Genomic DNA, 11276 nt, shown 5'->3' on the forward strand with positions numbered 1-11276 from the left:
GCGGCCGTGACCCGGGAGCGGCGCTCAGCGCAGCATGCCCACGACCCGCTCGAGGCCGTCGACGAAGACATCGACCTCCTCGGGGGTGTTGTAGGCGGCGAAGGAGGCGCGGCAGGTGGCATCGACGCCGAACGAGGACAGCAGCGGCTGGGCGCAGTGGTGTCCGGTGCGGATCGCCACCCCGAGCTGGTCGATCAAAAGGCCGATGTCCTGGGAATGGGCACCCTCGACCACGAACGACAGCACGCCGGCCTTCTCGGGCGCGGTGCCGAGGATGCGCAGGCCGTCGATGCGCGACACGCTGCGCGTGGCGTGCTCGAGCAACCGCGACTCCCAGGCGCCGATCAGCGGCAGGCCGATCTCCTCGACCCACTGAATCGCGCGGCCCAGGGCGATCACCTCGGCGATGGCCGGGGTGCCGGCCTCGAACTTGTGAGGAATGCCGGCGAAGGTGGTGGGCGCCTCGAGGGACACGGTGGCGATCATCTCGCCGCCACCCTGCCAGGGCGGCATGGCCTCGAGCAGTTCGGCGCGGCCGTAGAGCACGCCGACGCCCGTGGGGCCATAGACCTTGTGGCCGGAGAAGGCATAGAAGTCGACGCCGAGCGCCTGCACGTCGACCTTCTGGTGCGGCGCGCCCTGGGCGCCGTCGACCAGGATCAGCGCGCCGTGCTCGTGGGCCACCCTGGCCATGTCGGCCACCGGATTGACGGTGCCCAGCGCGTTGGAGACGTGATTGACCGCCACCAGCCGAGTGCGCTCGGAGATCAGATCGCGGTAGGCGGCCTGGTCGAGCACGCCGCGCTCGTCGACCGGAATCACCTTGAGGGTGAAGCCCTTCTCGGCGGCCAGCATCTGCCAGGGCACGATGTTGGAGTGGTGCTCCAGGCGCGAGATCAGCACCTCGTCGCCTTCGCCCAGGTTGGCGCGGCCCCAGCTCCCCGCCACCAGGTTGATCGCCTCGGTGGTGCCGCGGGTGAAGACGATCTCGCGGCTCTCGGCGGCGCCGAGGAAGGCACGCACGGTGTCCCGGGTGCCCTCGTAGGCCGCGGTGGCCTCATCGGCCAGGGTGTGCAGGCCGCGATGGATGTTGGCGTTGTAGCGCCCATAGTACTCGTCGAAGACCTCGATCACCTGACGCGGGGTCTGGCTGGTGGCCGCGTTGTCGAGATAGACCAGCGGCTTGCCGTGGACCTCCCGATCGAGGATCGGGAAGTCGCGGCGAACCCGCGCCACGTCGAGCAGCAGATCGCTGAAGTCGACCATGGATCAGTCCTCGTTGAGCGCCGCGGCGGCTTCCACCAGCCCGGCCAGGTTGAAGCGTTCCGGCAGCTTGCCGGCCACCGTGAGCTCGACCCGCTCGGCCACGGCGTCGAGGTCGACCAGCTCCATCACCTCGCCGGCGAAGGCCAGCGTCAGCAGGCCGCGTGCGGTCTGCTCGTCGATGCCGCGGGCGCGCAGGGCGTAGACCGCCTCCTCGTCGAGCTGGCCGGTGGTGGCACCGTGGGCGCACTTGACGTCGTCGGCGTAGATCTCGAGCTCGGGCTTGGTATCGACCTCGGCGCGGTCGGAGAGCAGCAGGTTGGCGTTGCTCTGCTCGGACTCGATCTTCTGGCTGTCGCGCTTGACCACCACCCGGCCGTTGAACACGCCATGGGCGCGATCATCGAGGATGCCCTTGTAGTTCTCGCTGGAACGGGTGTGCGGCGCGTTGTGGTTGACCTCGGTATGGTTGTCCACATGCTGGCGCCCCTGGCCATAGAACAGGCCGTGCAGGGTCGCCTCGGCGCCCTCGCCGTTGAGGTCGCTGACCACGTCGTTGCGCACCAGGCCACCGCCCAGGTTCAGGTTGAACGAGGTATAGCGGCTGTCGCGCCCCTGCTCCACCTGGATGCTGGCGATGTGGCGGTCCTTGAGCGGCGCTTCCTGCAGCTTGTAGTGGGTCAGGATGGCGCCGCGGTCGAGGATGATCTCCTCCACCAGGTTGGTGAAGTTGGCCGCGCCCTCTTCACCGGCATGGTGCTCGATCAGGGTCGCCTCGCTGCGACCGCCGGCCTCGACCAGGATGCGCGGATGGCTCATCACCGGCTGCTCGCCGGCCCGGGACAGGAACTGCAGCACGATGGGCTTGTCAACCACGGTGCGCGGCGCCAGGCGGACCAGGGCGCCCTCCTCGAAGAAGGCGGTGTTGAGCGCGGCGAAGGCCGAGAAGTCGACGCCGGTGAGCCGGCCGAGCGGGCCGCCCACGGCTTCGTGGTTCTCTTCCAGGGCCTGGGACAGCGGCAGCACCTGCACGCCGGCCGGCAGGTTGCCGAGGTCGGACAGCGCCGGGGCGAAGACGCCGTCGACGAAGGTCAGGCGATGCGCGTCCAGCGGCAGGGTCAGCGCCGCCGCCGCGGCCGGCGAGAACTCGGCGTCGTCGGTCAGCGCGAAGTCGGTGCGGGCGATGTCGCGCACGTCGGTGTACTTCCACGCCTCGACGCGACGATGCGGGAAGCCCATCGCCTCGAAGCGGGCGGCACCGGCCTGGCGCCGGGCGGCGATCCAGGTCGGCTCGTCGCCGCGCTTGGCGCTGCGCTCGCTCAGGCGATCGAGGAAGCGTTGCACGTCGTCATTCATGCCGCGGAGCCCTCCAGCAGCCAGTCGTAGCCGCGGTCCTCGAGTTCGCGCGCCAGCTCGGCGTCGCCGCTCTTGACGATGCGGCCGTCGACCAGCACGTGCACCTGATCCGGCACGATGTAGTCGAGCAGGCGCTGATAGTGGGTCACCAGCAGGATGCTGCGATCCTCGGCGCGCAGCGAGTTGACGCCCTCGGCGACGACCTTCAGGGCGTCGATGTCGAGGCCGGAGTCGATCTCGTCGAGCATGGCGAGCTTCGGCTGCAGCACCAGCATCTGCAGGATCTCGTTGCGCTTCTTCTCGCCGCCGGAGAAGCCTTCATTGACGGCGCGCTGCAGGAAGCTGGCGTCCATCTTCATGAAGGCGATCTTCTCCTTGATCAGCTTCATGAACTCGGGCGCCGGAATCTCGCCCAGGCCCTCGGCCTCGCGCTTGGCATTGAGCGCGGCCTTGAGCAGGTAGATGTTCTTCACCCCGGGGATCTCGACCGGGTACTGGAAGCCCAGCAGCAGGCCGACGCGGGCGCGCTCCTCGATCTCCATCTCGAGGACGTCCTGGCCCTCGTAGGTGATCGAGCCGGCGGTGACCTCGTAGCCGTCCTTGCCGGCGATCACCGCGGACAGCGTGGACTTGCCGGCGCCGTTGGGGCCCATGATGGCGTGGACTTCACCGGCGCCGATGGTCAGGTTGAGGCCCTTGAGGATCTCGGAACCCTCGACCGTGACGTGCAGATCCTTGACTTCGAGCATCTTGACTACCTTTCGATCTTTGGGCCGCCGCGGCGGCTCGCAATAAGTTGATTCGTTTCCAACCCGCACTAGACGTGGCCTAGCCGACCGCCCCTTCGAGGGTGACGTTGAGCAGCGCCTCGGCTTCGACGGCGAACTCCATCGGCAGCTCCTGGAAGACATCCTTGCAGAAGCCGTTGACGATCATGTTCACCGCGTCCTCCTCGGAGATGCCGCGGCTCTGGCAGTAGAACAGCTGGTCCTCGCCGATCTTGGAGGTGGTCGCCTCGTGCTCCACGGTGGCGGTGCTGTTGCCGATCTCCTGATAGGGGAAGGTATGGGCCCCGCAGGTGTCGCCGATCAGCAGCGAGTCGCACTGGGTATAGTTGCGCGCGCCCTTGGCCCGCGGCCCCACCTTGACCAGGCCGCGGTAGGACTGCTCGGAGCGGCCGGCGGAGATGCCCTTGGAGACGATGGTCGAGCGCGAGCCCTCGCCGATGTGAATCATCTTGGTGCCGGTATCGGCCTGCTGACGGCCGTTGGTCACCGCCACCGAGTAGAACTCGCCGACGCTGTCCTTGCCGCGCAGCACGCAGGAGGGATACTTCCAGGTGATGGCGGAGCCGGTCTCGACCTGGGTCCAGCTGATGTGGGAACGGTCGCCGCGGCAGTCGCCGCGCTTGGTGACGAAGTTGTAGATGCCGCCCTTGCCGTCCTCGTCGCCGGGGTACCAGTTCTGCACGGTGGAGTACTTGATGGAGGCGTCTTCCAGGGCCACCAGCTCGACCACCGCCGCGTGCAGCTGGTTCTCGTCGCGCTGGGGCGCGGTGCAGCCTTCCAGGTAGGAGACCTGGGCACGGCTCTCGCAGACGATCAGGGTGCGCTCGAACTGGCCGGTGTTGGCGGCGTTGATGCGGAAGTAGGTGGACAGCTCCATGGGGCAGGTCACGCCTTCCGGCACGAACACGAAGGAGCCGTCGGTGAACACCGCGGAGTTCAGCGCCGTGAAGTAGTTGTCGCCCTGGGGCACCACGCTGCCGAGGTACTGCTTGACCAGCTCCGGGTAGTCGCGGATCGCCTCGGAGATCGAGCAGAAGATCACGCCCGCCTCGTGCAGCTTCTCCTTGAAGGTGGTGGTCACGGAGACGGAGTCGAACACCGCGTCCACCGCCACGCCGGCCAGCGCCGCCCGCTCGTGAAGCGGAATGCCCAGCTTCTCGTAGGTCTCGAGCAGCTTGGGATCGACCTCGTCGAGGCTCTGGGGCTTGTCCTCGTCGCGCTTGGGCGCGCTGTAGTAGGAGATCGCCTGGTAGTCGATCGGCGGGTAGTTCAGATGCGCCCAGGAGGGCGGCGTCATCTTCAGCCACTGGTGGTAGGCCTGGAGGCGCCACTCCAGCATCCATTCCGGCTCGCCCTTCTTCTTGGAGATGAAGGCGATGGTGTTCTCGTCCAGACCCGGCGGTACCGTATCGCTCTCGATGTCGGTCACGAAACCTTCTTTGTATTCGCGACGGACAAGCTGTTCCATTTCCTGACTTGCCATGATGTCTCCCCTCCCGGGCTGGTTGGGTCGGCGAGCCGGGCTCGCCTCGGGTGGTGAATCCGCGGGTGATCAGGCCTCGGCGGCCAGACTCACGCCTTGTATGGGCAGCTGCACCGGCAGCTTGATGGGGGTGGTGTCGGCCAGGTGGGCCAGGGTCACGCTGTGGAGCAGGGTCTGCATCGCCAGCGACACCCGCTGCCAGTTGTCGGACACCCCGCAGGTGTCCACCAGTTCGCAGTCGCCCTCGGCCTGGCTGCATTCGGTCATCGCCACCGGCCCCTCGATCGCCGCGATGATGTCGCCGGCGGTGATCTGCGACGCGGGACGCGCCAGGGAGTAGCCGCCCTGGGCGCCACGGCGGGACTCCAGCAGCCCGGCGCGCACCAGCATCTTCAGGGTCTTGCTGACCGTCGGGTGCGGCACCTGCACGGCCTCGGCGAGCTCCGCCGCCGCGTGTGGCTGCTCGGGGTGACGGGCGATCTGCGCCATCACCACCGCCGCGTAGTCGGTCAGTCTGGACAGCTTCAGCAAGACAGGCCTCCCCGGGAACACCCCTGGTGATCGATTGCGGACCATTTTAGTCCTGTATGTCGACGATGTGAACCCTCGCCGTGCCGTATTGCGCCGCCGAACACGCCGTTGGCGACACGTTCGACACCGTTCACATCAAAAACAACAATCGTTCTCATTGGGAGGGACTATGCCCCGAACCCGCGGCCCAGCGCATGCATCAGCCCCCGCAATTTATCCCATTGCGCATCGTCATCCATGGAAAAACAAATAGATATGGAGCTTTGCTAAGCTGAGTCACCGCTTCACGGCCTTCCATCGCGGCCCTGCCACCGCCGGAGGCGCCACCCACGCCGTCACTGCGCCTTGAGCGCTATGCTGTATCGGCATGGGAACGACCAGGAGATAGGGACTTGGAACTCATTCAATACGCTATCGACAACCTCGACCTGCTGCTCTCGAGAACCCTCGAGCACATCGCGCTGGTCGGGGTCGCCGTCGGCATCGCCACCCTCACCGGAGTACCCATCGGCATCGCCATCACCAAGAACGAGCGCCTGGCCAAGGCGGTGCTCTATGCGGCGTCCATCATCGTCACGGTGCCGTCCATCGCGCTGTTCGGGATCATGATCCCGGTGCTGTCGCTGATCGGCCAGGGCATCGGCTATCTGCCGGCGGTCATCGCCGTGCTGCTGTATTCGCAGCTGCCGATCATCCGCAACACCTACACCGCCATCCACAACGTGGATCCGGCGCTGCGCGAGGCGGCCCGCGGCATCGGCATGAGCCAGAACCAGCGCCTGCGCATGGTCGAGATCCCGCTGGCGGTGCCGGTAATCATGGCCGGCGTCAGGACCGCCGTGGTGCTCAACATCGGCGTGATGGCGATCGCCGCCTACATCGGCGCCGGCGGGCTCGGCACCTTCATCAGCCGTGGCATCTCGCAGTCCGACCCCCGCCAGCTGATCGTCGGCGCGGTGGCGGTCAGCCTGCTGGCCATCATCGTCGACTACGGCCTGCTGGCGCTGCAGAAGCGCCTGACGCCCCTCGGGATGGAGCGCGCCGCCGAGACGGCCTGATCCCGTCCCGCGCGACTCCGGCACATCACACAAGGATTCCCCTGCATGATTCGACTCGACAACCTGACCAAGGTCTTCGACACCCCCAAGGGCGCGGTCACCGCCGCCGACCACATCAACATGGAGGTGCCGGCCGGCGAGATCTGCATCCTGCTCGGCCCCTCCGGCTGCGGCAAGACCACCACCCTGAAGATGATCAACCGCATCGTGCGCCCCACCTCGGGCAAGGTGTTCATCAACGGCGAGGACACCACCGGCCTGGACACCCAGGAGCTGCGCCGCAACATCGGCTACGTGATCCAGCAGATCGGCCTGTTCCCCAACATGACCATCGAGGACAACATCACGGTGGTGCCCAAGCTGCTGGGCTGGGACAAGGCGAAGTACCGGGAGCGCGCCCGAGAGCTGATGGACATGATCGCGCTGGACCCGGACGCCTTCCTCAAGCGCTATCCCAACGAGCTGTCCGGCGGCCAGCAGCAGCGCATCGGCGTGGCCCGGGCGCTGGCGGCCGATCCCCCGGTGATGCTGATGGACGAGCCCTTCGGCGCCATCGACCCGATCAACCGCGCGGTGATCCAGGACGAGTTCCTCAAGATGCAGCAGGCACTCAACAAGACCATCATGTTCGTCAGCCACGACATCGACGAGGCGATCAAGATGGGCGACCGCGTCGCCATCTTCCGCGCCGGCCGCCTGGAGCAGTACTCCACCCCGGACGAACTGCTGGCCAATCCCAAGGACGAGTTCGTGGAGTCCTTCCTCGGCGAGGACCGGGCGCTCAAGCGCCTCAATCTGGTCAAGGTGCGCGACGTGGTGTCCGACGAGATCGGCACCGTGTCACCCAGCGACACCCTGGAAACCGCCCTGGCCCGGATCGACGATTTCGGCTACCAGAACGCGATCCTGGTGGTGAACGATCGCCGCCAGCCGGTGGGGCTGATCAGCCGCTCCCAGGCGCGTACCACCAAGGGCTACTGCCGCGACCATTTCCAGAACGTGCCGGCCACCGTGTCGCTGGACGACGACCTGCGCAAGGTCGCCTCGCTGATGTTCTCCAACGACATCACCTGGCTGTCCTGCGTGGACGAGGCCGGCCGGGTCTGCGGCCAGATCACCCAGCGCGCCATGACCCACCACCTGGGCTCGCGGTTCCGCCCCACGGAACCCGCCGCGACCGCCGAACCGGCCACCAAGGAGTAAGCCGATGCCGATCCGGAGCCTGAAGGGGGCCCTGCGCATTGCGCTGCTCATCGCCATCTTCTTTCTCGGCGTGTGGAGCCAGTCCAGCGGGGTCATCGACGACTTCATCTTCTATCTGCCCGACGTCCAGTTCCTGGCCGTGCAGCACCTGTGGCTGACCCTCATTTCCGGCGGCCTGGCCATCCTGGTGGCCATTCCGCTGGGCGTGCTGCTGTCGCGCCCCAGCATGGCGCGCGTCGCCGAATCGGCCATGCAGGTGCTCAACGTCGGCACCACCATCCCGACGCTGGCGGTGCTGGCGCTGTCGATGAGCTTTCTCGGCATCGGCACCGTGCCGGCGGTGTTCGGGCTGTTCGTGGCCACGCTGCTGCCGATCACCCGCAACACCTACGCCGGTCTCAAGGGGGTCAACCCGGCGCTGAAGGAGGCCGCCTCGGGCATCGGCATGTCGCCGGCCCAGCGCCTGCTGCGCGTCGAGATGCCCAACGCCCTCTACGTGATCTTCGCCGGCATCCGCACGGCGCTGACCATCAACGTGGGCACCGTGCCGCTGGCCTTCCTGATCGGCGCCGGCGGCCTGGGCGAGCTGATCTTCACCGGCATCGACCTCTACGACCCGGTGATGATGCTGTCCGGCGCCATTCCCACCGCCCTGCTGGCGATCGTGGTCGATGCCATCGTGGCCACCACCGCCTTCCTGGTGGTACCGCGCGGGGTCAATCCCTCGCGCAGCTGAGCAAGTCGCTTTCCTGATTCGGCCGCTTCCGGGCGGCCACGACGCAACCACAAGGAGATCACCATGAAACGCCTGATGATGACGCTTTCCGGCCTGGCACTGGCCGGCGCCATGACCACCGCCCAGGCCGAGGAGATCGTGGTCGGTGGCAAGAACTTCACCGAGCAGCAGATCCTCGCCAGCATGACGTCCCAGTACCTGAGCGGGCTCGGCTACGACGTCGAGACCCGTGCCGGCATGGGCTCCGCCGTGCTGCGCCAGGCCCAGGAGAACGGCCAGATCGACCTCTACTGGGAATACACCGGCACCTCGCTGATCAACTACAACGACGTCACCGAGTCGCTGTCGCCCGAGGAGACCTATGAACGGGTCAAGGAGCTCGACGGCGAGAAGGGCCTGGTGTGGCTGGAGCCCTCGGCGGCCAACAACACCTACGCCCTGGCCATGCGCGAGGAGAGCGTCGAGGAGACCGGCATCGAGTCGCTGTCCGATCTGGCCCAGGCGGTCAACGACGGCGAGGAGCTGACCTTCGCCATGAACGCCGAGTTCTACGCCCGCGAGGACGGCTGGCGCCCGCTCCAGCAGGCCTACGACTTCCGCGTCGGCCGCGGTGAGGTCAAGCGCATGGACTCCGGCCTGGTCTACCAGGCGCTGCGCGACGGTCAGGTCGACGTGGGCCTGGTGTTCGCCACCGACGGTCGCATCCCGGCCTTCGACTTCCAGGTCCTCGAGGACGACCAGGCCTTCTTCCCGGCCTACGCCCTGACCCCGGTGGTACGCGAGGAAACCCTCGAGGCCAACCCGGACCTCGCCGAGCAGATGAACACCCTGTCCGCACTGCTCGACGACGAGACCATGGCCACCCTCAACGCCCGGGTCGACGTCGAGCGCGAGACCATCGAGGACGTGGCCCAGAGCTTCCTCGACGACAACGAGCTGCTGTGAGTCGGCGCCCCGTCATGTGACCGCCTCGGAGGCCGCCCCAGGGCGGCCTCAGTCGTTTCTTCACTGACACGAGACCGCCATGCCTGCTCGCCCTGCTCGGCCCGCCCGGGGCAGAATGACGTTCCGGGCATCGCCCGCCTTCCTGCTGCAACGACGAGACCGTGACATGCACTATCAGGACGAACTCCCTGTGGCCGCCGCCCAGATCAACGCCGCGCTGGGCGAGGTCGACGCCAACCTCGAACGCCATCTCGAGATCATCCACGAGGCCGGCCGGCGCGGCGTGGCGCTGCTGGTCTTCCCCGAACTCTCGCTGACCGGCTACGGGCTCGGCGGCGAGGTCATGCGCGTCGCCATGCCGGTCGAGGATCCTCGCCTGGCCCGGCTGGCCCGCGCCTGCGGCGAGATGCAGACGGTGGTCGGCTTCGTCGAGGAAGCCAGCCCCGGCGAGTACTACAATGCCCTGGCGATCCTCCAGCACGGCGCGATCGTCGCCGTGCACCGCAAGCTCAACCTGCCCACCTACGGCGGGCTAGAGGAAGGCAAGTGGTTCACCCACGGCAGCGAGCTCACCCAGGCCGAGATCCTCCCCGGCTGGTCCGCGACTCAGCTGATCTGCGCCGACCTGTGGAATCCCGCCCTGGTGCACGCCGCCCTGCTGCCCCGCCCCACGGTGCTGTGCGCGCCGATCAACTCGGCCTCGGGCATCGTCAGCGAGGACTTCTCCAACGAGCAGAACTGGGTGCTCAACGTGCGCTTCTACGCCATGACCTACGGCACCCCGGTGATCATGGCCAACCGCTTCGGGCCGGAAAACGGCAGCCACTTCTGGGGCGGCTCGCGCATCCTCGGCCCGCGCGGCGAGGCCCTGGCCGAGGCCGAGGACGGCGAGGGGCTGATCACCGCGACCCTGTCGCGTACCGCCATCGCCCAGGCCCGCTTCGAGCTGCCGACTCATCGCGATGCCGATACGCCGCTCATTCGCGAGCTGATGGCCGGATACCGCTGAACAATCCCTGACCAAAGAGCGCTATTTTCACTCCCCATCCCGTCAAAAAATGCTAGAATTCCCGACATTCTTTCGACGCCATGAAAAGCAGACTCGCGCATGAAGACGACCGCCAAGAGCCTTCTCGTCATGGGCGTTTCCGGATCGGGAAAGTCCCATATCGGGCGCCAGCTGGCCGCCTCTCTCGGGGCTACCTTCATCGACGGGGACGACCATCACGGTCCGGACAACATCGCCAAGATGAGCCGCGGCGAGCCCCTCAACGACGACGATCGCGCCGCCTGGCTGGCGACCCTCGCCGACCTGTATCGCCAGTATCGCGACCAGGGCCGCGATCTGGTCATCGGCTGCTCGGCCCTCAAGCGCCGCTACCGTGATCAGCTTCGAGAGGCCGCCCCCGATCTGGCGATCCTCTACCTGGCGGGCAGCCGCGAGGTGCTGCTGGAGCGCCTCGGTTCCCGCGACGATCACTTCTTCGCCGGCGCCCACATGCTCGACAGTCAGCTCGCCACCCTGGAGCCGCCCGGCGAGGACGAGGCCGTCCTGGCCGACATCCGTCGACCTCCCCAGGCAATCGTCGAGGACTTTCTCGCGACGATATCCCGTGAAGCCTCAGACTGATCCAGTCCCTCCAAAGGCAGTCAACCACAAGAAAACGGCGCCGCGGCGCCGTTTTCTTTTTGCCGAAAAATCGGAAAACCTTCATGAAGGCGCATCAATAAAAAACGCGCCATATCGCATAGCGATATGGCGCGTTTCCAGAGCGCTGACATCAGCATTTCATGGCGGGTCATCGAGGCGTCGTTGCCCCGCCATGGACAGCGCCTTTACACCAGCCACATGGCGAGGTTCGGCCAGAACAGCAGCGCGAACAGCACGCACAGCTGCAGGGCGATGAAGGGCA

General features: G+C 66.9%; 12 protein-coding genes. 6 read left to right on the forward strand and 6 right to left on the reverse strand.

The annotated features are described in order from the left end of the window. Nucleotides 1-24 precede the first annotated feature (24 nt). The 5 genes from CVH10_RS12770 to CVH10_RS12790 form a co-directional block, all read right to left on the reverse strand. A complete protein-coding gene (locus CVH10_RS12770) occupies nt 25-1266 on the reverse strand; it encodes a cysteine desulfurase (protein ID WP_106488885.1) in 1242 nt (413 codons plus the stop codon). 3 nt (nt 1267-1269) lie between these two features. Further along, nucleotides 1270-2619 carry a Fe-S cluster assembly protein SufD gene (sufD, locus tag CVH10_RS12775; RefSeq protein WP_035595378.1) on the reverse strand — a complete coding sequence of 450 codons (1350 nt, stop codon included), beginning with the start codon at nt 2617-2619 and terminating at the stop codon, nt 1270-1272. Further along, entirely contained in the window at nt 2616-3368 is a 753-nt protein-coding gene (gene sufC, locus CVH10_RS12780; RefSeq protein WP_035595376.1) for a Fe-S cluster assembly ATPase SufC, read from the reverse strand. Before sufC ends, sufD begins: the two co-directional genes overlap by 4 nt. Before the next feature lie 79 nt (nt 3369-3447). Then, entirely contained in the window at nt 3448-4890 is a 1443-nt protein-coding gene (gene sufB, locus CVH10_RS12785) for a Fe-S cluster assembly protein SufB (protein ID WP_035595374.1), read from the reverse strand. A 69-nt stretch (nt 4891-4959) separates the two neighbouring features. Next, the gene (locus CVH10_RS12790) at nt 4960-5421 is read right to left on the reverse strand and encodes an SUF system Fe-S cluster assembly regulator (protein WP_035595372.1); all 462 of its coding nucleotides are present in this window, start codon (nt 5419-5421) and stop codon (nt 4960-4962) included. A 392-nt stretch (nt 5422-5813) separates the two neighbouring features. Between CVH10_RS12790 and CVH10_RS12795 the strand changes: the two genes are divergently transcribed. The 6 genes from CVH10_RS12795 (at nt 5814) to CVH10_RS12820 (ending at nt 10993) form a co-directional block, all read left to right on the forward strand. Then, nucleotides 5814-6479: an ABC transporter permease gene (locus CVH10_RS12795; RefSeq protein ID WP_035595369.1), complete on the forward strand. Its 666-nt coding sequence runs from the start codon at nt 5814-5816 to the stop codon at nt 6477-6479. Nucleotides 6480-6524: 45 nt separating this feature from the next. Further along, entirely contained in the window at nt 6525-7682 is a 1158-nt protein-coding gene (locus tag CVH10_RS12800; RefSeq protein WP_106488886.1) for an ABC transporter ATP-binding protein, read from the forward strand. A gap of 4 nt (nt 7683-7686) precedes the next feature. Then, the gene (locus CVH10_RS12805; RefSeq protein ID WP_035595364.1) at nt 7687-8418 is read left to right on the forward strand and encodes an ABC transporter permease; all 732 of its coding nucleotides are present in this window, start codon (nt 7687-7689) and stop codon (nt 8416-8418) included. A 63-nt stretch (nt 8419-8481) separates the two neighbouring features. Next, nucleotides 8482-9363: a glycine betaine ABC transporter substrate-binding protein gene (locus tag CVH10_RS12810; RefSeq protein ID WP_035595362.1), complete on the forward strand. Its 882-nt coding sequence runs from the start codon at nt 8482-8484 to the stop codon at nt 9361-9363. 166 nt (nt 9364-9529) lie between these two features. Then, on the forward strand, nt 9530-10372 hold the full coding sequence (locus tag CVH10_RS12815) for a nitrilase-related carbon-nitrogen hydrolase (RefSeq protein WP_106488887.1): 843 nt from the start codon (nt 9530-9532) through the stop codon (nt 10370-10372). Nucleotides 10373-10471: 99 nt separating this feature from the next. Then, the gene (locus tag CVH10_RS12820; RefSeq protein ID WP_035595358.1) at nt 10472-10993 is read left to right on the forward strand and encodes a gluconokinase; all 522 of its coding nucleotides are present in this window, start codon (nt 10472-10474) and stop codon (nt 10991-10993) included. Nucleotides 10994-11013: 20 nt separating this feature from the next. Here CVH10_RS12820 and CVH10_RS25630 read toward each other — a convergent pair whose 3' ends face one another. Then, nucleotides 11014-11166, reverse strand: coding sequence for a hypothetical protein (locus CVH10_RS25630; protein WP_181244410.1), 153 nt, complete (start codon nt 11164-11166; stop codon nt 11014-11016). Nucleotides 11167-11276: the final 110 nt, after the last annotated feature.

The sequence above is a fragment of the Halomonas sp. ND22Bw genome (genome assembly GCF_003011945.1).
Taxonomy (GTDB): domain Bacteria; phylum Pseudomonadota; class Gammaproteobacteria; order Pseudomonadales; family Halomonadaceae; genus Halomonas; species Halomonas halophila.